The organism is Nostoc sp. (assembly GCF_036917095.1).
Classification (GTDB): Bacteria; Cyanobacteriota; Cyanobacteriia; order Cyanobacteriales; family Nostocaceae; genus Nostoc.
Map to the genome: position 1 here is coordinate 1 of NZ_JBALFH010000025.1, position 21,457 is coordinate 21,457.

At 42.8% G+C, this 21,457-nt stretch carries 17 protein-coding genes and 1 tRNA gene; 9 read left to right on the forward strand and 9 right to left on the reverse strand.

All coding sequences use genetic code 11. The features are described from left to right. Positions 1–86: 86 nt before the first annotated feature. From V7L01_RS13215 to V7L01_RS13225, 3 genes are all read right to left on the reverse strand, one after another. Positions 87–683 carry an HNH endonuclease signature motif containing protein gene (locus tag V7L01_RS13215; protein ID WP_335035394.1) on the reverse strand — a complete coding sequence of 199 codons (597 nt, stop codon included), beginning with the start codon at positions 681–683 and terminating at the stop codon, positions 87–89. 295 nt (positions 684–978) lie between these two features. Next, on the reverse strand, positions 979–1,086 hold the full coding sequence (locus V7L01_RS13220) for a DUF29 family protein (RefSeq protein ID WP_335035396.1): 108 nt from the start codon (positions 1,084–1,086) through the stop codon (positions 979–981). Continuing rightward, on the reverse strand, positions 1,079–1,207 hold the full coding sequence (locus V7L01_RS13225; RefSeq protein ID WP_335035398.1) for a DUF29 family protein: 129 nt from the start codon (positions 1,205–1,207) through the stop codon (positions 1,079–1,081). Before V7L01_RS13225 ends, V7L01_RS13220 begins: the two co-directional genes overlap by 8 nt. 71 nt (positions 1,208–1,278) lie before the next feature. Here V7L01_RS13225 and V7L01_RS13230 point away from each other — a divergent pair, with 71 nt between their 5' ends. Further along, positions 1,279–1,425 (forward strand): hypothetical protein, encoded by a 147-nt coding sequence (locus V7L01_RS13230; RefSeq protein ID WP_335035400.1) that lies wholly within the window; start codon positions 1,279–1,281, stop codon positions 1,423–1,425. 41 nt (positions 1,426–1,466) lie between these two features. Here the strand turns inward: V7L01_RS13230 and V7L01_RS13235 are convergent, their stop codons facing one another. Together V7L01_RS13235 and V7L01_RS13240 are read right to left on the reverse strand one after the other, a co-directional pair. Next, positions 1,467–2,750: a DHH family phosphoesterase gene (locus tag V7L01_RS13235; protein WP_335035402.1), complete on the reverse strand. Its 1,284-nt coding sequence runs from the start codon at positions 2,748–2,750 to the stop codon at positions 1,467–1,469. Between the two features lie 650 nt (positions 2,751–3,400). Then, positions 3,401–3,898: an HNH endonuclease gene (locus V7L01_RS13240; protein ID WP_012411878.1), complete on the reverse strand. Its 498-nt coding sequence runs from the start codon at positions 3,896–3,898 to the stop codon at positions 3,401–3,403. Positions 3,899–4,814: 916 nt separating this feature from the next. Between V7L01_RS13240 and alr the strand changes: the two genes are divergently transcribed. The 7 genes from alr to V7L01_RS13275 all read left to right on the forward strand — a co-directional run bounded on the left by alr (position 4,815) and on the right by V7L01_RS13275 (position 14,967). Continuing rightward, positions 4,815–6,002 (forward strand): alanine racemase, encoded by a 1,188-nt coding sequence (gene alr, locus V7L01_RS13245; RefSeq protein WP_335035405.1) that lies wholly within the window; start codon positions 4,815–4,817, stop codon positions 6,000–6,002. A gap of 126 nt (positions 6,003–6,128) precedes the next feature. Further along, positions 6,129–6,210, forward strand: a tRNA-Leu gene (locus tag V7L01_RS13250). Positions 6,211–6,967: 757 nt separating this feature from the next. Further along, positions 6,968–8,035, forward strand: a complete 1,068-nt coding sequence (locus V7L01_RS13255; protein WP_335035407.1) for a response regulator — start codon at positions 6,968–6,970, stop codon at positions 8,033–8,035. A gap of 54 nt (positions 8,036–8,089) precedes the next feature. Continuing rightward, positions 8,090–8,467: a response regulator transcription factor gene (locus tag V7L01_RS13260; RefSeq protein WP_335035409.1), complete on the forward strand. Its 378-nt coding sequence runs from the start codon at positions 8,090–8,092 to the stop codon at positions 8,465–8,467. A 4-nt stretch (positions 8,468–8,471) separates the two neighbouring features. Continuing rightward, positions 8,472–8,969 carry a chemotaxis protein CheW gene (locus V7L01_RS13265; protein ID WP_335035411.1) on the forward strand — a complete coding sequence of 166 codons (498 nt, stop codon included), beginning with the start codon at positions 8,472–8,474 and terminating at the stop codon, positions 8,967–8,969. 60 nt (positions 8,970–9,029) lie between these two features. Beyond that, a complete protein-coding gene (locus V7L01_RS13270) occupies positions 9,030–11,858 on the forward strand; it encodes a methyl-accepting chemotaxis protein (RefSeq protein ID WP_335035412.1) in 2,829 nt (942 codons plus the stop codon). A gap of 85 nt (positions 11,859–11,943) precedes the next feature. Beyond that, a complete protein-coding gene (locus V7L01_RS13275) occupies positions 11,944–14,967 on the forward strand; it encodes a hybrid sensor histidine kinase/response regulator (RefSeq protein WP_335035414.1) in 3,024 nt (1,007 codons plus the stop codon). 279 nt (positions 14,968–15,246) lie between these two features. On the opposite strand, the gene V7L01_RS13280 is transcribed toward V7L01_RS13275, so the two are convergent. The 4 genes from V7L01_RS13280 to surE all read right to left on the reverse strand — a co-directional run bounded on the left by V7L01_RS13280 (position 15,247) and on the right by surE (position 20,052). After that, complete coding sequence (locus V7L01_RS13280; protein WP_335035416.1) at positions 15,247–16,155, reverse strand: AAA family ATPase; 909 nt, start codon at positions 16,153–16,155, stop codon at positions 15,247–15,249. Positions 16,156–16,296: 141 nt separating this feature from the next. Beyond that, positions 16,297–17,364 carry a bifunctional riboflavin kinase/FAD synthetase gene (locus tag V7L01_RS13285; protein WP_335035418.1) on the reverse strand — a complete coding sequence of 356 codons (1,068 nt, stop codon included), beginning with the start codon at positions 17,362–17,364 and terminating at the stop codon, positions 16,297–16,299. 706 nt (positions 17,365–18,070) lie between these two features. Continuing rightward, on the reverse strand, positions 18,071–18,967 hold the full coding sequence (locus tag V7L01_RS13290; protein ID WP_335035421.1) for an MBL fold metallo-hydrolase: 897 nt from the start codon (positions 18,965–18,967) through the stop codon (positions 18,071–18,073). Positions 18,968–19,254: 287 nt separating this feature from the next. Further along, the gene (surE, locus tag V7L01_RS13295; protein ID WP_335035488.1) at positions 19,255–20,052 is read right to left on the reverse strand and encodes a 5'/3'-nucleotidase SurE; all 798 of its coding nucleotides are present in this window, start codon (positions 20,050–20,052) and stop codon (positions 19,255–19,257) included. Between the two features lie 345 nt (positions 20,053–20,397). On the opposite strand from surE, the gene pheS reads away from it, so the two are divergent. Further along, positions 20,398–21,390, forward strand: a complete 993-nt coding sequence (pheS, locus tag V7L01_RS13300) for a phenylalanine--tRNA ligase subunit alpha (protein WP_335002584.1) — start codon at positions 20,398–20,400, stop codon at positions 21,388–21,390. The last annotated feature ends 67 nt before the right edge of the window (positions 21,391–21,457 follow it).

Genomic DNA, 21,457 nt, shown 5'->3' on the forward strand with positions numbered 1-21,457 from the left:
GTCTGCTGGTTAGAGGATTACGTATTTACTAGTATTATAAACTACCAATGTTTTAGCGATCGCTCTTTGGAGAAAAACTTTTTGGTTTACTGATACTCAGTGTTTTTAAGAATAGGGGAAATATGCACCATCATTGTTTTTGGATTAATGGCAATGAGATTTAAGTCAAATAAGGTGTGTAAATCAGCACGTAACAACAAACCTAAAAAGGAAGCAGCTTTACTATTGAATCTACAACCGCCACCTCCAAAATTAAAATTTATACCTTGAAATTGAGGTAATTTTTTTAAATTTTTTTGTTCCAGAGGGAAATCAAAATCAACAACTGAATCTATTTGAATGTAAACGAAAAAACATCCAGCATTATCGGATATGTACGCTTCACTTAAATCTGAATATTTTTTGCTATCTAAAACCTTTAGTTGATAATCTTTTGGTGCTGCAATAATATGACCAGCAGCAATAAAGCCACTAGGTTCATTGCCAGTATTACCGCTTCTCTGAAAGTAGGCTCTATCTCCAACCTGTATGAATCTAGAATTCGAGCAACTCCAGGATGTTTCGTAGTATTCTCCTGACGAAATTTCTGACTTTATCAAGCCAGGAAGTTTACTATTTTTAATGATTCCTTGTCCACTGTTATATTTTGCTTCACCGTTGCAAAGAAAAATTATAGTTTCCATCAAATATAAAAATGACTAATCATGATTGTCATGATGTTAGCCATTTAGTATACTAAAGATAAGCCGTATATTTACTCAATTTAGAGTATAACGTAGCAGTTCTTATAGGGTAAATAACCTTACGATCATTGGTCAGCGTTAGGATAAAAGTCTAAGTCTAAAATCTGATCGACAGTAAAGGGACAGGCGATCGCTGATAAGTAGTATTAATCCACTCGGCATCATTAAAAAAACGCCGCAAGCTAGTACTTTCTTGCAGCAATTCATCTATTATTCAGTCGCTCACGGGTAATGGTCACTTGCCAACTGTGACTGCGACGTTGGGTTGATACTTCCACTTCAACAAATGCGACAACACCAACCGCAACGCACTTTGCAACGCCCGTTGTTGGCTTTTACCCAATGTCTACCACTTCCTCAATTAAGTGTTCTAAATCCAGCGTGTCCCAGTGGTGCAATTGCAAAAGCTCTGCTGTCTGCTCTACCCGCGCACAAAAATCTTGCTCATACAGAGTTTGTAACATTTCCAGTTCTATAGACTTGATGACGCTCCTTGTTCGCAAATAAAATAGGTAGGCACAAGTTAATTTTATTTGTGCCTACCTACTTAGCATTAAGTACGAACTACATCCTCAATCAGTTCAGCATCTGTGAAAAGACCAAAATTCCCGACTTTTTAGAAAAGTCGGGAAATATGTCGATCGTGAATGACTTAGGGATGCTATCTGACCAAACACTCTGATTGCTGGATGAGTTAGGAGTTCTGCCCATCTCCTTCTCCCTCTATTCTGACTGAATCGGGTTATCTCTGGGATTAACCAACCTCAGCAGTTTTTGCTTAATTTGAGTGTCGAATACTTCCCATTTCATTTTCGCATAGGCGGAATTTTCGTTACTGCCAGATAAGAAACCCATCGGGATTTCAAAGCCGCCTGCGCTTGTCCTTCCACCGCCAAAAAATCGCCCGGCACTATCTTGCCCAAAGGCTTCTTTGATGAATTCATCTGGATCGAGGGTAAGTTTGGTGGTTCTCAGGGAGCCGATGACTATTTCTAGTTCTTCGTCTTCATCGTGAACAATGCCATAAACTACAGCGGTGTGGACGTTTTCTTCGGTGACGAGAAAATCAGCCGCTTGGGGGATGGCATCGCGGTCATCGTAGCGTAAGTAACCAACACCAGCGATGGAAAAGTTATTTTGGACGATCCGATTTTTTAGCGATCGCTCGATCACATCCATTACCCGCTTGGAACGGTTCGCCTGTAAAATGGCATTCAGCAATTGGGCATCATAAAATCGGCTTAAATACGCAGCTGCCATAAAGTCTTCTTCTTGCGCTTGCATTAACCGATTTGTATCCGATCGCAAGCCATGCATCAAGGCAGTAGCACATTTTACGTGTTGATTTATGCTGGTATCTAATGCCAATAAACCCGTTTGGAGGTACTGAGTAAAAATTGTTGCGGTCGCTCTGACATAAGGACGAATATCCTCAAATTCTGATTGAAGATCGCCTTGTATACTGTGATGGTCGATCAGTACCACTAGGGGAATTCCAGCCTGCTGCACCGATGACAGTAGCTGTGAAGTGGTTCCCTGGTTATCAATTAATACAAAACCTTGATAACATGACAAATCCTTGGTTTTCAAGGTTTGCGGCGTCCAGCGTTGGATAGGTAAATTAGTCAGCCTTACCAAGGCAATATTTTCTTGATGGCTTAATGCGCCAGCATAAATGATTTCACATTTGATATCATATTGCTGGGCAATTAACTGATAAGCCCAGGCACAGGAAAGGGCATCAGGATCGGGAAAATCTTGCAGAATTACCAGTTGGCGATCGTGTCTGTGTGCCAGAAGGGTTTTTTGCAGTTCTTCTGACTTTTGTTGGGCCAGAGAATTACCACGGTGACTGAGATATATAGCCCCATCACCTACCGATGGCGGTAATGACGGGCTTTTAAATGCAACTTCCACTGGCGCTTTCTCGATTTCAGGTTCCTCTGGGTTTGGCTCTTTGGTCAACGACAAACTCTCAAACTGAGTAACGGGAGAATTCAAGTACATAAGGAACTTTTTTTAAAGTGTGAGGCTCCTTTAATTCAGAAATACTTACGAGCAGCAATTCACTGAATTTAGCCACATTATTCCGATCTTCGCAAAAATATCAAGACATTGCACTATACATCTAAGTATATTTTTTGTCAGTAACAACGCTTAACATCAACTAAATTCCACTAGAAGGCATACAGCAAGGAAATTTAGTATATCGGGCTGTATCTGGCAGCATAAATCTGTTTTGGGAGTTTTTTTCTCTTCTGGAAATTCAACCCAGGGGATTTTTATCTGACTTAGGGTACACTTTCTATCTTATACTTTAGGATTAGTCCTTGATATTTAAAATCTTCTTATGCTCAATATTCTCATTAATTGTGACTATTGAGCAACTAACAATTATTTTTGAGCGATAACGCCTGTTTCATATCCCCTTTGACAATTCTGATAATTTAGAGCGAACCCTAGTGGAATAAGGCAGGGAAGACGAGGAGCAAAAGCGAAACCCCATACATAAGTAGAGGCTTAACGTTTGACGCACTCGCCTTGCTTGCAAGCCATATAGCCGCCAATTCTTTTAACAGTCCATAACTAAACTTAAATTGGCTATGTTCCAAAGAAAGAGGTATTTCTTCTTTCTCCTTTGATCTTGTGCTTTTTGCTCAGAGACCTATAACATACTTTTGCCACTCTGTGTGCAGTCCACTTTTAAGATGTTTGCTGACCTCGAAATAGAGACTGCTATAAGGTTGGCGGGGAGGATGACGCAAAGGCATGTGAGCTTCGTGGGGAGTCCGACTGCCTTTTTTGACATTGCAACGGACACAAGCAGTCACAATGTTTTCCCAGGTATCGCCGCCGCCGCGCGATCGCGGTATTACATGGTCTAGGGTCAACTCATCCCCTGTGTAACCACAGTATTGACAGGCATGACTATCACGGTGCAATATATTTCGGCGAGTCAGAGGAATTTCTTTATAAGGAACACGCACGTAATGACGCAACCGGATCACGGTCGGCAACGGAAAATCCGAGTAAAGGAATTTACCGTTGTGTTCCACGCGTTCTGCTTTGCCCTTAATTAACAGAACGACAGCGCGACGCCAGCTCGTTATATTGAGAGGTTCGTAAGAGGCGTTTAAGACTAAAACCTTCCCCATTTATCTGCGCTCAGGGTGTTAGCTTTACATAAATGTTAACACAAATACACCCCGCTAGGGAGATGAGAATAAATTATACTTTCGGGATAATTGGGAAATTAAGTTATGAGTTAGAAATTAAAAGTTTAGAATTCACGAGGCAGAAGGACATTTGCCTAGCGTCTCGTAGAGAAGGTAGTCTGCCTTAAGGTACTTAGGCTTAAAAGCATGATAATTCTTAGGGTGTGGGCGCTTTACATCTTGCGCTACGCCTCTCGATATAATACTTTTTATACTAATGCTTTGAAGAAATCTTATTTATTTAATATCTCAAATATCGTCAAGCAAAGCGGTTACCTTTACCAGAAGCAAGGCAAATAGATCGCTTTGAAAGGCGCTTGCAGTGGACTGGTGAGCGCATATACCATTGGCAAACCAGCAATAGTTAATTTCTGAAACGCTACCGATCTCTTTTTAATCTGGTCAGTTGTGATAAACCAGCACCAAAAATTAATAAGTCGCAACTGAGTGCAGAGTACTTGCTACTTATTACTACCGAACCCCCAATTTGATGGTGGGTTGATCAATGCCCAGACGGTGGCTGCTCAGAGAAGGGAACTCCAAAAATTAAATTACTCAATTTTTCCATCCAAAAGGACTAGGACATATTTTCTTCCCCCTACTCCCCCTGCTCTCCCTGCTCACTCAGCGATTGATTATTTTTTTAGAAGTCTCTAATTAGCGGCGACATTTACAATATTCACCTTGGTTAGCGAGTGGTATCAAAATAATCAGCTTCATCGCAAAACCAATGACAGCGATATCTGATTCTAATATGAAGGTGTTAAACTTCCTATTTAATCCGCTCTCGCTTTTAGGATCGTGTATAGATAGATGACTTGAAAGTTTAGCCGTGGTGGGATAGGAGTCAGTACAAATGTTAAGTAGCAAACAAATCCCTGGTATAGATCCTAATCAGCAGTGCGACACCTACGCGTGGTTTTCGCAACGAGCTTGGGTAGAAATTGATTTAGGAGCGTTGTCGTACAATGTACAGCAATTGGTGCAGTTTTTATCACCGCGTACCCAGTTGATGGCAGTAGTAAAAGCTGATGCCTATGGACATGGGGCGGTAACAGTTGCCCAAACCGTAATTCAATCCGGAGCTAGTTGGCTGGGAGTCGCTACAGTTCCAGAAGCTATTCAATTGCGAGAAGGTGGCATTCAAGCGCCCATTTTGATTTTAGGGGCAACTCATACACCAGAGCAGATTCATGCGATCGCACACTGGAAACTTCAGCCTACAATCTGTAGCTCTAAACAAGCTTTGGTATTTTCTGATACTCTGGAATCGATAAATTATGGTTCTCCAGTGCCCGTACACATCAAATTAGACACGGGAATGTCTAGGTTGGGAACTAATTGGCAGGAAGCTGGCGAATTTGTGCAATTAGTGCAGCGGTTACCACATCTTTCCATTGCCAGTATTTATTCCCATTTGGCAACAGCAGACGATCCCGATCCGACGGTAATGGAAGAACAGCATAAACGATTTGAGGAAGCGATCGCCCAAATCAAAGCAATAGGAATCCAACCGCCCTGCTTGCACTTGGCAAACTCAGCCGCTGCACTCACAAATTCGGCATTGCATTACGACATTGTGCGAGTAGGTTTAGCCGTTTACGGACTCTACCCAGCAACCCATTTACAAAATGCGATCGACCTCAAGCCCGTTTTGCAACTTAAAGCACGAGTCACTCAAGTTAAAACTATTGCCGCAGGAACAGCTGTTAGCTACGGCCATAAATTTATTGCCCCGCGCGAACTTCGTCTCGCCGTCGTGGGAATTGGCTATGCTGACGGTGTTCCTCGCAGTCTTTCCAACAAAATGCAGGCGTTAATTCGCGGTCAGCGGGTATCGCAAATTGGGACAATTACAATGGATCAGTTGATGCTGGATGTGAGTGCCATACCCAATATCCAAGAAGAAGAAGTAGTCACCTTGCTAGGGGAACAGGGAAAAGAACAAATATCAGCCGACGATTGGGCAGAACAGCTAAACACTATCTCCTGGGAAATTCTCTGCGGCTTCAAGCATCGTCTGCCTCGTGTTGCAGTCATGTAATTGGGCATTGAAAAGAGGCAGAGGGGCAGGGTGCGGGGGGCAGAGGGAAAAGTTTTCTCCCTTGGTTTCTCATCCCCTATTCCCTATTCCCAAAAATAATTTCTTATGGTATGATAATAAACTGATGCGGATGTGGCGGAATTGGCAGACGCGCTAGATTTAGGTTCTAGTTCCGAAAGGAGTGAAGGTTCAAGTCCTTTCATCCGCACTTGTAACAAATTAAATTGCCTTATTTAGGCTGGTACTGATACTTGAGTTAAAATTTTAAGTATAATTACCAGCCTATTTAAATATTGAGTGCTTAAATAAAAATCTATTCAGCCAGCATAGTTTCAAATATAAAAAACGTGGACTTAATAACCTACAATTTTCGTAGCTAGAGTGCGTTACCTCCCTAATACAGCATTTCGAGTGCTTTCGGTGCATTACACTGTCGCTACAAAAGATAAGTTTTGCATACTGTTCAATCTACGTTTTTAAGTGTGAAATTCAAAAAATAAATTTATTATTGCCAATGATTCAGTATTATTGCTGTGGTCAAGTTGAACTTACTCAATGCAAAGTGGCTTTATCAGTCCTTAGATAGTTCAAAATTAGATTTTACTTAAGTGTAAATACAGAAGTTCAAATATATTACCGCCAATAAAATCAGTATTATTCCTGTGGTCAGATTGGGGTTACTCAATGGAAAGTGGCTTCATCTACTCTTGGCATTTTTATGTCTTATTCTTGCAAGATGTATATAAATCTCAGTAACAGCAAGTAAATCGATCGCAATTTACGAATTTACTAAGATTTCTCATCTGAAAAGAACCCTACTGTCGTTGAGTTTCACCACAAAGCTAAATGGAAACTGATGTACTTTAAAATACAAAAGTTTAATGCCTTTTACTTGATTTAAATTGGGGAATAACTCAGCACGAATTTAGCTTACATGTATTGAATTTAGCTGAAGTAAAAGCAAAATGAGCACAACTCCTATAGGTAGCTACAGGTTGTTCCAGAAACTACATCCGCTATCTCTGTTGGCACAATTAACCAATCGCCATGCTACGGGCTGCTTAAGTATATTTACCGGGATAGTTTCTTGGTCAATTTATCTAGAGGACGGTAAACTTACTTATGCCTCCTATTCAGATAAAGTATTTGAGCGCCTTGACAGTCACTTGCGACGCTTGAGTCAGCAAATTCCTGCTCTCAACAGCGCCACTCGCGTGCAGATGCGGCTGATGTTTGAGACGAAGAATGAACATCAATCAATACCAAATGCGGATTACCAAGCTATTTGTTGGTTAGTAAATCAGGACTATATTACCTCTGTCCAAGCAGCAAGCCTGATAGACGAATTGGCAAAAGAAGTACTGGAATCATTTCTGTGTTTAAAAGAAGGTAGCTATGAATTCAGTCCGGAAAGCTCTTTGGATGAACTACCAAAGTTCTGTCGCCTGGATTTGCGGTTACTTGTTGAACATTGTCAAAAGCAGTTACGAACTCGGCAAAATATCCAGTCATCAGTTCCGGCTGGTGGGGGTTCTCAAGTTTTGTCTACAACACAACCCTCTCAAATTCAGCCACAACTGCAAATAAAAATTGGGCAAAAATTGCCGAAACCAATTAATTTTGACATTCCTGAGAATAATAAAACTATTCAGCCACCTGTTGCCAAAAAACTATATACAATTGCCTGCATCGATGATAGCCAAACAGTTTTGAATTCCATCAAGCACTTTTTGGATGAAAACACATTTTCAGTTGTGACTATCAACGATCCGGTAAAAGCTTTAATGCAAATTCTCCGGAGTAAGCCCGATCTGATTTTGCTAGATGTCGAAATGCCAAGTTTAGATGGCTATGAGCTATGTTCCTTATTACGGAAACATTCAGCTTTTAAAAATACACCGATCGTTATGGTGACTGGCAGAACAGGATTTATCGACAGGGCAAAGGCCAAAATGGTCAGATCGTCAGGATATTTGACTAAGCCTTTTACACAATCAGAATTGCTAAAAATAGTTTTTAAGCACATTGGTTGATTTAAACAATAACAAAGTTAATATGTTTAATTTATTTTTTTAGGAGATTTAATAGTGAGCCTGACTTTGCTTGGCACAATTCTGATTGTAGAAGATTCTCCCAGCGAATTGGAATTAATGAGCCATTATCTCAAAGAGAGCGGTTACAACGTAATTAAAGCAAGTGGTGCGAAAGAGGGTTTAGAAAAAGCTGTGTTAGAAAAACCAGATGCGATCGTTACTGATGTAGTAATGCCAGAAATGAGCGGATTTGAATTGTGTCGTTCTCTGAGAAGAAATCCGATTACTGCGAAAGTGCCGATTGTGATTTGTAGTTCCAAAAATCAAGAAATTGACCGTTTGTGGGCGATGAGACAAGGTGCAGATGCCTATATAACTAAACCTTATACCCGCGAACTTCTCCTACGTACTATTAAATCAGTGGTAATTTGAATCAATGACTAGTACAAATATTAATCTTTCTCCAACAACAACCGAAAACAACTTAGCAGATGGTTATCTTAAGTTTCAGCTAAATCAACAGACTGCTGCTGTTTTATCAATGAGGCATACGCAAGAAGCAATTATTGTGCCTGTTGAAGCTATCACCTCGATGCCCAGTATGCCACCCTGCATATTAGGATTAATGAATTGGCGGAGTCGGATAATTTGGGTAGTCGATTTGCCAAGAATGCTCAATTTAGAATCTTTAGATTATCGATTGCGACAGTACAATGCGATCGTTATCCGAGTGGAATCATTGGTGTTGGGCTTAGTTGTACAAGAAATAAAAGGTACAACTAGGTTCGTAGCTGATGCTATTCATTCTCCTATAGGACAAGTAGCATCCAGTTTAGTTCCTTATTTATGTGGGTGCGTTGTGCAACAGGAAGAAATTTTACTGGTGTTAGATGCACAGGCGATTGTGCAGTCTTCTATTCTCCGCAGTGATTAGGGTGTACTACTAAAAAAGATTTTTAGTGTTCTTATTCACATACTTTGGAGAACTACTTTTATGTTTAATAAAAGCAACACGAATCAAGGTAGTGGCGCTCAAAACCGAGCATCACTGATTTCATCCCAAAAAGCCATCGGGACTGTAGTAAAGCTACCAACAAAGCCGACTACTGAAACTGTTAATAATTCTTCTTCAAATCAATTTTTTAGCCCTTTTACAAGGTTAGGATTGGTTAAGAAAGCGACTATTTTAGCGATCGCAATCGGTACAATACCAGTTTTGGGCATAGGCGCGATCGCTTTTAGTTTTGCTAACAAATCTATTACTAAGCAAATTACTCAATCTCAACAAGCTGAAGCCACTGGTTTAAGCGATAAAGTTAACCGCTTTATGTTGGGACGCTACGGTGATATTCAGGTAATATCAAACTTGCTATTTTTGACAAGTCCCCAAGCTGGTGTAAGTATTACTACTCAAGAAAAGCAAGCAGTTCTAGATCGAGTTGTTGAAGCCTACAAAGCTTATGACAGTATTGCTGTTTTCGATCGCCAAGGTAACTTGATTGTGCAATCTACAGGCGAACCGCTGGAAAATCAAAAAGACCGTACCTATTTTCAAGACGCTCTACAAAAAGATACTCCTGTCATCAGTAACCCAGAAGCAGCAAAAAATACTGGTGTAATGAGTATTTATATAGCTGCACCCGTGAAAGAGACGAGGACGGGGCAAACTATTGGCGTGGTAGAAGCACGTATGCCCGTAAAATCTTTAGAGGAAGTGATTAAAAACTACGTAGCTAATGGACAACAATACCATTTGCTCGATGCTTCGGGAAAAGTTTTCTTGAGTCCCCAACAGGGATTATTGGGGAAAGAGGCAAAGGGAGAGTATTCTAGTTTACCTAAACTGCTAGCAGCCAAAAAGGTAGATAGTTTTATAGAAGTCCCTAAAACTGACAAAAAACAAGAATTAGTTAGCTACGTACCAGCTAGTACCCTAGATGGCTTACCAGATTTAAATTGGCAAGTACTTTTATCTACAGACACAGCAGTTGTATTTGAGCCGCAAAGACAATTGTTGTGGACTATAGGCATCGGCACAGCACTGACAGCATTTATTGTGGGTGCGATCGCATCTTGGTTAGCTAAACTGACTACACAGCCAATTCTGAATGCGACTACGGCATTAGCAAAGCTAGGTCAAGGTAAATTCAATACCCGTCTGCAAGTTGAAAGAGAAGACGAATTAGGGTTATTGAGTGCAAATATCAACCAGATGGCCGAACAATTACAGGTCTTAGTCAAGGAACAAGAACTGGACGTTGAAGGGGCAAAATTACTAGCAGATATTACCCTACGAATTCGGAGAATTCTCAAAACTGAAGATATTTATCAAGCAGCAGTCAAAGAAGTTCATCGAGCGCTAAAAACAGACCGGGTAATCATTTATAGTTTGAATCCAGATACTAAGGATGGCGTTGTCGTTGCTGAATCGGTAACTGGTAATTGGCCGGAAATGCTCGGAGTGCAAATTAACGAACCCTATTTTCGGGAACGTTATCTAGAAACCGATCGCGATGGACAGGTGCAAGCAGTTGCCAACATTCATCAAGATCAAAGCCTGAAAAATGCTGACGGTTACATCCAACTTTTGGAAAAATTTGCTGTCAAAGGTCATTTGATCGTACCAATTCTTGCCCAAGAGCAACTTTTAGGCTTATTAATTGCTCATAATTGCGAAACTCCTCGTGTTTGGCAACAGCCGGAAATTGACTTATTTCAACAGATAGCAACTCAAACCGGCTATGCCTTAGAACAAGCCAAGTTATTAGAACAGATAGAACAAGTCAGAAATGTTGCCGTAACCGGTTCAGACGAAGAACGGCAAGAAAAAGAAACACTGCAACAGCAACTTTTAGAACTGCTAAACGATGTAGAAGGTGCAGCCAGAGGCGACTTGACAGTACGTGCAGACGTAACTGCTGGAGAAATAGGCACTGTTGCCGACTTTTTCAACTCCATTGTGGAAAGCCTCCGGGATATTGTTACCCAAGTTAAACAAGCTGCTATCCATGTAAATACTGCCATTGGATCTAACGAAGGAGCCATCCGTCACCTAGCAGAGGAAGCACTGACTCAAGCTGCCGAAATCAACCGCACCCTCGATGCTGTTGACCAAATGACCCAATCGATGAAGACCGTAGCCGAAAGCGCCGAAAAAGCTGCCTTCATTGCCAACAATGCCGCTCAAACCGCCACCAAGAGCGGACATGCAATGGATTTGACAGTACAAAATATCCTGTCTTTGCGGGAAACCGTTGGTGAAACTGCTAAGAAAGTGAAACGTTTGGGAGAATCTTCGCAACAAATTTCTCGCGTAGTTTCCTTAATTAACCAAATAGCTATTCAAACTAACTTACTTGCCATCAACGCTGGTATTGAAGCAGCGCGTGCGGGTGAAGAAGGTCAAGGTTTTGCCGTAGTAGCTGAAGAAGTCGGCGAATTAGCAGTCAGGAGTGCCGCAGCAACCCAAGAAATTGAACAAATTGTTGAAAATATCCAACGAGAAACCAGTGAAGTGGTGCAGGCGATGGAAATAGGAACTACTCAAGTGGTAGAAGGGACTCGAATTGTGGAGGAGGCTAAACTAAGCCTGAGTCAAATTTTGGATGTATCGTCTCAAATTGACTCCTTAGTACAGTCGATTTCCACTGCAACTGCATCTCAGGTTGAAACATCGCAAAGTGTTAGCCACCTGATGAAAGATATCGCGGCTATATCAAAACGCACCAGCGATTCATCTCGCCAAGTTTCCGAATCTCTGCAACAAACTGTGGAGATTTCCCAGCAGTTGCAAGAGACTGTCGAGGCTTTCAAAGTTAGTTAGTGGTCATTTGTCAGTTGTTTGTTTTTCACCACTTACTACTGACAAATGACAAATGACAAGTGACAAATGACTATTAACAATAACCATGTTACAAGACAAAGAACTTGAAATCCAGATGCAGTTTCTGGAAGAAGCAACTGATTACTTAAATACCCTAGAAGGGGTATTGCTAGAAATCGATACTACTAACCGCATCGATTTGGATAAAATTAATGCTGCACTCCGCGCCACTCATTCTATCAAAGGTGGCGCGGGGATGATGGGATTTAAATCGCTAAGTGATTTATCTCACCGGCTGGAAGATTCATTTAAAGTTTTAAAAACTAAAAAAAATTCTCTAGAAATTGATACGCAGTTGCAAAGTTTATTGCTATCTGGAGTTGACTGGCTGCGTCAGATTGTAGAATTGCTTGCAGAAGGAAATGTTGTCGAAGATCAGTGGTTAGCAACCTTTTGTTACCCAATTTTTGATGAATTGCACGATCGCTTGGGCGACCCCACCCCTGAGGATGCCTCAACAATGCTATCCCCAGAAGATGGCCAAGACGTTATCCCCCTGCTATTTGCAACAGAAGTAGAAGAGTGTTTGCAGCGTCTAGAATCTATATTGGCAGATAGCGAACAGCCCGGATTGCATGAAGAAGTTACGATCATGGCAGCTGAATTGGGCGGTTTAGGGGAAATGCTCCAGTTGGCAGCTTTTACCAAGCTTTGTGAGTCAGTAACACAGCAATTAGAAACTGTTAGTAACTCGCGCATTCCCGAAATTGCCCAGTTAGCATTGCAAGCATGGCGGCGATCGCAAGCTTTGGTGCTGACAAATCAACTAGATAACCTGCCTACAGAACTTGAATTAAGTAGTTATACTCAAGCCCAACCGCTATTACAAGCAGAAGTAATCCCACAGTTAATCGCCACATATACAGATGACACCGCTATCCTCGATACAGAAGTAGCGTCAACATCTTTTTGGCAACCAGAAATAACTAAAGATGAAGCAATTGCAGCTAATTTTACATTTGTAGATGCAGAATTTACAGATGACGTAAATGCTGTGAATGTCACTGAGCATAATCCAATATTTGCTAGAGAAAATAATTCTACAGATGCCAGATTTGGCGAAGGCAAAGGAGAGGCAAATGGTGTTGCTAAAGAGCGGGAAAGTCACGAAAATAGCGTTCGCGTTCCCAGCAAACAACTAGAGCAAATTAATGATTTATTTGGCGAACTGATTGTTCAGCGAAATGGGTTAAACTCGCAACTAGAAAGATTACGCAAACTCGTTCGTAACCTGAACCAGCGAGTCCAAGTTCTCGACCGAGAAAACCAGGAATTACGTATAGTCTACGACAAAATATCTACTCAAGCTGCCATCTCTGCTGGGCTGCGCCTGCAAGCTGAAAATAGCCATCAAACACAAGGTACAGAGAGAGAATTTGATGCTTTAGAAATGGATCGCTATAACGATTTAAACCTGCGATCGCAGGAAGTTATGGAAACCATTGTTCAAGTACAGGAAGTCACAAATGATGTGCAACTCAGTGTAGATGATACAGACCAAATTGCTCGGAAACTAAACAAAACATCGAAACAGCTACAGACAAAACTAAATCACATTCGGATGCGACCGCTGTCCGATTTAGTCGAACGTTTTCCTAGAGCTTTGCGCGATTTAAATGTAGAGTATGGGAAAAATGTCCAGTTAAAAATTGAAGGTGGCAACACTTTAATAGAACGCAGCATTTTAGAAGCATTAAACGAACCTTTAATGCACCTATTAAGGAACGCCTTCGATCATGGTATCGAAGACTCTGCCACCCGCCGCCTTCTGGGTAAACCAGAACAAGGATTGATTGAAATTACAGCTACTCACCGCAGTAATCGCACTATCATTACTATCCGTGATGATGGTTGGGGCATTTCTCTGGAGAAAATTCGCACCCGCGCCCTAGCTATGGGATTGGATGCTTCTCTACTTGCTAATGCTAGTGATGAAGAACTATTATCACTAATTTTTGAACCAGGTTTTAGCACCTCCGAGCAAGTCACAGCATTATCTGGTCGCGGTGTCGGTATGGATGTAGTTCGCAACAACCTGAAACTGATTCGAGGAGATGTCAAAGTTGATACGGAACCAGGAGTTGGTACTACCTTCTCCCTATCAGTACCATTTACCCTTTCCGTCGCCCGAGTTCTGCTGGTAGAAATCAACAAAATGCTATTGGCATTTCCCACAGATGTCATTTCAGAAATATCCTTACTCCAAAACGAGCGAGTTTTCCAAATGGCAGGTAGCGAAGTCTTAAATTGGCAAGGAACCATGCTGCCACTGATTCGCTTGATTCACTACTTAGAGTTTAATTGCCTGCGTTACGATAGCCCAGAGTTGGAGACTCCGCCAGCAATTAATGCTAACAGCGTCTTAGTAGTTAAAGGTAATAATCAGCCAGTAGCGATCCAAATAGACCGTTGCTGGGGCGAACAGGAAGTTGCTATTCGCCAAGTTGAGGGAAATATACCTTTACCTGAAGGTTTCAGCAACTGCACAATTCTTGGTGATGGTCGAGTAGTGCCACTAGTTAATGTCAATGAGTTGCTGTATTGGATTGCTACCAATCGGCGCACTCCCAGAGGCACTCAATTACCATCAGCAAGGTTAAAGACACCGTTCCTAATCTTTGATGAAGACAAAATATCAGCAGCCTCTGTTAAGCAGAAAGGCACAATTTTAATCGTAGATGACTCGATTAATGTTCGCCGCTTTTTAGCCCTAACCCTTGAAAAAGGAGGATATCAAGTAGAACAAGCTAAAGACGGTCAAGATGCCTTAGAAAAACTCCATAGTGGATTGAGAGTTGAGGCAGTAATTTGCGATATTGAAATGCCTCGCCTTGATGGTTATGGCTTTTTAGGTAAGATAAATTCAGACGTTGATACAAAAAATATTCCAGTTGCTATGCTGACTTCTCGTAGCAGCAATAAACATCGGCAACTGGCCATGCAATTGGGTGCGCGAGCTTACTTTTCTAAACCTTACAACGAGCAAGAATTACTCCAAACGCTGGAGGAAATAATTTTTACAGTAGCAGGAAAGGGCGCGTCTAATTAAATTCAGAATTTGGTACGATCTCGTTCCCAGTCTCTGACATAGCGCTTCTCGCTTGGTTGCAGTACACTTTCGACCTCACTCTTAAAAGGAGAGAGCTTTTGAGCCTTACTCCCCAACTCTAGTAGAGAAGGAGTTGGGGGTTAGGTCTGTATTGGACTCAACTGCAAACTGCTATACCATGTGCGATCGCCTGAAATAGTAAATTTGTATTTGATAACCCGCAACTTGGGTTAATAGCATTTTCAAGAGAAAGCAATACTGTTGTCTACCTTTTTTATATTAAGGAATAGAAACCGATCGCAATAATCGTTCAACAACAGTTCTTGCATTGCGTCCTCCTCTGGGAATAAGCCGATGGCAAAGAACGTGAGGGACGAGAAATTTCACATCATCCGGGATGGCATAATCACGCCCTAATAGAAAAGCTAGCGCTTTGGCAGCCCGTTGTAATGCTAGTGTGCCGCGCGGGCTGACGCCAAGGGCGATTTCCTCATCTTGGCGTGTTGTCCGCACCAATTCGAGGATGTACTGTTGCAAGGAAGTTGCCACTTTTACTTGAGAGCAGAGGTAACGCAATTCTTGGACTTCTGCCAAGGTAATACAAGGCTGCAAATCAGCAACCTTCACACCATTTTGGAGATTTTGCAGCATTTGGAATTCTTCTGTCTCGGAAGGATAGCCCAAACTCAACGACAACATAAACCGATCCATTTGCGCTTCCGGCAAGGGAAAAGTACCTTGATACTCGATAGGGTTTTGAGTAGCAATCACAAAAAACGGCTGGGGAACTGCACGAGAGACACCATCGACTGTTACCTGATACTCTTCCATAACTTCCAGTAAAGCTGACTGAGTGCGGGGTGTAGCGCGGTTAATTTCGTCAGCCAACAGCACATTAGCAAAGACTGGCCCGGGAAGAAAAGTAAATTCGCCGCTTTTTGGGTTCCAAATGTTGGTGCCAGTAATGTCAGTTGGCAGTAAATCGGGAGTGCATTGTAGGCGTTGAAACTTGCCATCCAGCGAACGAGCTAGGGATTTAGCGAGCAGGGTTTTACCAACACCAGGGACATCTTCTAGAAGGGCATGACCACCACCTAGCAAGGCTACTAGCACTAAGCGTATTGCCTCAGTTTTGCCAACGATGGTAAGAGCTAGATTTTGTGTTAAGGCGTCAATTTTTTCTCTCATGCGGTGCGGGGAGTGGGGAGTGGGGAAGCAGGGGGGCAGGGGGGCAGGGGAGCAGAGGAGAAGTTGCAGTAAGTTTAGTTTTTCCCCTCTGCCCCTCTGCCCCTCTGCCTCCCGCGCCCAATGCCCTATCTATTGTTCCCACTAAGCACTCAAAACTTCTCTAGCAACAACGCAGTCAAGTTGAATTTGTGTTTTCAGGGCTTCTAGAGAAGGAAATTTTTGTTCTGGGCGCAAAAATTTAACTAGGTGCACAGCCAGTTTTTTACCATACAAATCACCAGACCAATCGAATAAATGTACTTCCGCAGATGAATAAGTACCATTTACAGTTGGGCGGTTACCGATATTCATTACACCCAAGTTCTCACTAGAAGCGGCATCTGATGTTTCACTGAGAGTGAAAACGCGGACAGCATAAACTCCTTGGCGGGGCAAAAACTTTTCTTTTGGTAGTTGGAGGTTGGCGGTGGGAAAGCCAATTGTTCTGCCCAATTGTTGACCTTGAACGACAACACCAAGGAGAGCGTAGGGGCGTCCTAGTAGTAGATTTGCGTTTTCGATGTCGCCGTGCTCAAGGGTTTGGCGGATCAATGAAGTGCTAATGCGGGCATCTTGAGCCGGAGTATTACTGACGCAACTGCTTTGGGTGGGCGAGTCACCTGTATAAGTCTGTAAGGGAACGATGGTAACAGGGATATTATGCTTGGCGGCAATTAATTGCAAATCTTTGGCAGTACCACTGCGTTTTTCGCCAAAACAAAAATCCTGCCCGATGCTAATTTGCTGGCATCGCAATTGTTGCACAAGAATTTTTTCGACGAATTCTTCAGGGGTCAAAGCAGACAATTCTTTGTCAAAGGGTAGTAATACCAGTTGTTCTACCCCAAGCGATCGCAATTGTTGGACTTTTTCATCCAATGGCGTTAACAGAGTGCGGGGTTGTCCTGTAAAAAACTCCTGTGGATGGGGGTCAAAGGTGACAACTGTTGAGTAGGTATATTCTTTATTTGTCAGTTGTTGATTTTCGTTTAACTGGGGGTTACTAGCTACTGACAACTGACCGCCAGCGTGCAAGACTGGTTGAATTACCCTTTGATGACCAAGATGAACACCATCAAACTTGCCAAGGGCAACAGCAGTCGGCGTTAGCAGCCCTTCGCTCGAAGAAGCAACCCACACAGAACACCCATTTTTAGACAAATTTAGCACGTGGATTCTGAGATTTTAGGTTTATTTTAGCTATCAGCAGGAAGCTACCCTATGGTAAACCGCTTTGAGGAGGACAGCTTTTGTAGACGGTCTGAACTTCCACCAACTGCCCATGAGGTCTTGTGCTATCAGCCAGAGTGTTGATGCCACCCTTTTTAGCTATCAGCCAAAAGCCTAAGCCACGGTAAGTTGCCCAAGATGGTTTCTTGTGCAGTTAGCTTCACAGCTAATTGCTAAGTCCAGATAACCCCAAATACCAGAGCTAAAAAAGCTCTAGTTTAGTGTTGAACAAGAAGCAAGGGAACAGGCAGCAGGGAGCAGGGGGATACAAAAGAATTGAGATTCGACCCCAGATATTGCGCCCGCTTCCCATAGGGTACGAGAACCACTTAATAGAATTGGGGGACTCAGACCCATGTTCCGTTCTGCTCCACAGCAGTTCTCGATCGGGTCATTTCCCCCTGCTCCCTGCCCCCTGCCCCCTGCCTCTTTCACCCTCCGAGCAGCCGCAAGAGAGGGCGTCTGTAGGTATCTGGGTTGTGTTAGTGCTATAAAGTGTGTCCTCCTGTTGTCGCCCTTATCCTGTGGTCGGCGTGACAACTCTGGGCAGCGCTGTCTCACGGTGCAGCCAACAGGTACGCTCTCGCGCTGAAAGCTTCTGATCACCAATCTAATCTAAAATCTCCAATTCCTCCGATCGCAATTCTTAAGTAGAAAATTTGCTAACAGGAAAAGATTCTGATAAGGAAAGTGAGGTGGCAACCTGAAGTACCATTCCTTCCCGTGCCATGATCGCCCCAGGAAATTTCGCAGCTGCTTCTTTGCCTACACAATCCAAAAAGTCGTCATTATGCGCGGGGTCATGGTGGTAAATCACCAGAGTTTTGACGTTAGCAGCTTGTGCCACTTTCACTGCTTCTTGCCAGGTAGAATGTCCCCAGCCAATTTTTGGGCTTTTTGAGCAATGGTATTCTTCATCTGTGTAAGTGGAATCGTAAATCAGAATGTCAGCATTACGAGCTAGCCACAGCACATTATCATCGAGTCGGTCGGGAAAATGTTCGGTATCAGTAATATAAGCAGCAGCACCACCACGCCAATTGACACGGTATCCTACAGCTTCACCTGGATGATTTAAAGGTGCTGTTTCAATCGTAAGGTCATCGATGTGTATTGGTTGTCCCGGTCGAATGTCGTAGAAATTTAAATTTGCTTGCATAATCTGCAAGGGTACGGGAAAGTTCGGGTGCAACATCTGGTCATTGAGGCGCTGTTCTATGGTAGAACCATCAGGTGCGATCGCGCCGTAGATATGAAAGTCATTCCCCTTCACAAATCCTGGGGTAAAGAAGGGAAAACCCTGCATGTGATCCCAGTGAGAGTGGGTAAAAAATATGTGAGCTTCTAACGGCATTTGGCGCAACAAAGATTGCCCCAAAACATGTAGTCCCGTGCCTGCATCGAAAATTAAGCGTTTATCGCCCGCTTGCATTGATATGCAAGGGGTATTACCGCCGTAACGAACGGTGTGTGGCCCTGGGCTGGGGATGCTGCCGCGAACGCCCCAAAATTGTACGGTAAACTGGTTCTCTATCCTAGACATGGGTGTTGCTTGCTGGACTGAGCGGGCGATAATTGGAAAAATTGTTACTTATTTTGTCTAAGTTTATGCTGTCTGACCAATTTTGCTAAAGGGAGGATTTCTTGGTAAAACAGCATACCCTGTTTCTGACTGATTGTGTAAATGTGGATGAGATAGTCTCAACTAGAATTTTCCAACTTTTGGGATGGATGTGTATCGGTTATTTCAAGAGTGCACCTACGTTATAGCCTACATTTTTTTATAATGCATTTGAATAACCCTAATTTTGTCCTGATATATCAAATGATTCATTGAAAATTGAATTCCCACTCAGACAATTTATCTAGCCCAGTTGCGTAGGTAAGATTGTATTGTAACGGGGTGATACTGATGTAGTTTTTACGTACAACCTGCACATCTGTAGGTACATTTTGAGGCAGATTTAATCCAGTTGGGGGTTCCACATCCTCAATTACCTCTCCAGTTAACCAGTAGTACGTTTTTCCACGAGGATCGACTCGTTTATCAAACACATCAATGTAACGCCGCACTCCTTGACGGGTGAGAGTAACTCCGGCAATTTCTTCCCACTTCACAGCAGGAATATTGACGTTGAGCAACATTAAATCTGGCAGAGGTTTTTGGGCTAACTGGTCTACGAGAATTTTGGCAAACTTAGCAGCAGGTTGAAAGTCTTTAGATATGTGACTCATAAGACTAAGCGCTATGCTGGGAATGCCTTCAATTAAACCTTCCATTGCCGCCGAAACTGTGCCGGAATACAGAATTTCAGTTCCCAAATTCGCACCTTGATTAATGCCAGAAAGAACCAAATCGGGGGGAGTCGGGAGCAAAGCCCACAGTGCCAATTTGACGCAATCTGAAGGCGTACCATCACAAGCCCAAGCTTTGATAGCAGGATGAAAAATCCCTTCAACAATTTCGGCGCGAATGGGTTGGTGTAAAGTTAACCCGTGTCCAGTTGCCGATCGCTCTCGATCTGGGCAAACTACACTCACATCATGGCCTGCCTCTGCCAAGTAGTTGGCTAGGGTACGAATCCCCAAGGCAGAAATGCCATCATCGTTGCTAATTAGTAATTTCATAGTCATTAGTCATTGGCCATTAGTTATTAGTTATTTGTTATTAGCGATTTGTCAATGTCTGAGGTCACAAGTGGGAAAAAAACATACATCCTCACTAGTACACTGTGGCGTCAGTTTGCTTACCTTTAAGACAAGTTGCTCAATCTCCAAGTCTTGTGAAGTAAGATGTTCGCTAGATTTACGCGCCCTCTGTACTAGCCTAATCGCCTCTTACTGATAAACAGAGATTTAATTTTGACCCTCACATTTGGCTAATGTTAATGGATATGACTGTAAGTTTATTTATCGACCAGTTCACAGCTTTTGACTATAGACTAATGTCTAATGACCAATGACTAACAACTAATGACTAGCAATTTAGAAGCTCAACTTTTAGCACTGCGGCAGGAAGGAGAAAAAGCGATCGCAGCCGCCGATACCTTAGAACGTCTGGAGGAACTCAGAGTTAACTATCTGGGTAAAAAAGGGGAACTGGGGGCGCTGTTGCGAAGTATGGGGCAGATGAGCGCAGAGGAACGACCAAAAATTGGAGCGATCGCCAATACAGTCAAAGAATCTTTGCAAACTAGTCTAGACCAGCAACGCGTCGCCCTGGAAGCCGCGCAAATTCAGTTACAGCTAGAGGCGGAAACTCTGGATGTAACTATGCCGGGAATTTACAGCCCCCAAGGTCGCATTCATCCCCTCAATGGAATTATTGACCGGGCGCTGGATATCTTTGTTGGTATGGGCTACACCGTGGCTCAAGGGCCAGAGATGGAAACAGATTACTATAATTTCGAGGCTCTTAACACCCCGCCAGATCACCCTGCCCGTGATATGCAGGATACCTTCTACCTGCCAGACGGGAATCTTTTACGCACTCATACATCTTCGGTGCAAATTCGTTACATGGAAAGAGAAGAACCACCGATTCGGGTTGTTGCTCCAGGGCGAGTTTATCGGCGAGATAATGTAGACGCGACTCACTCAGCAGTTTTCCATCAAATAGAACTTTTAGCCATTGACGAGGGACTAACTTTTACAGACCTCAAGGGCACAATTAAAGTATTTTTACAAGCAATATTTGGCGATTTACCAATTCGCTTCCGCGCCAGTTATTTCCCGTTTACCGAACCCTCTGCTGAAGTAGATTTGCAGTGGAATGGTCGCTGGCTAGAGGTGATGGGCTGCGGTATGGTCGATCCAAATGTACTTAAGTCTGTGGGTTATGACCCAGAAGTTTATACAGGGTTTGCTGCCGGTTTTGGTGTAGAACGCTTTGCAATGGTGTTACATCAAATCGACGATATTCGTCGGTTATATGCTAGTGATTTGCGGTTTTTGCAGCAATTTTAGGGAAGCGATCGCTTTAAATAATCAGGCGTTTACTAAATTTGCAAAAGTCAATTAGATGAAAATATAA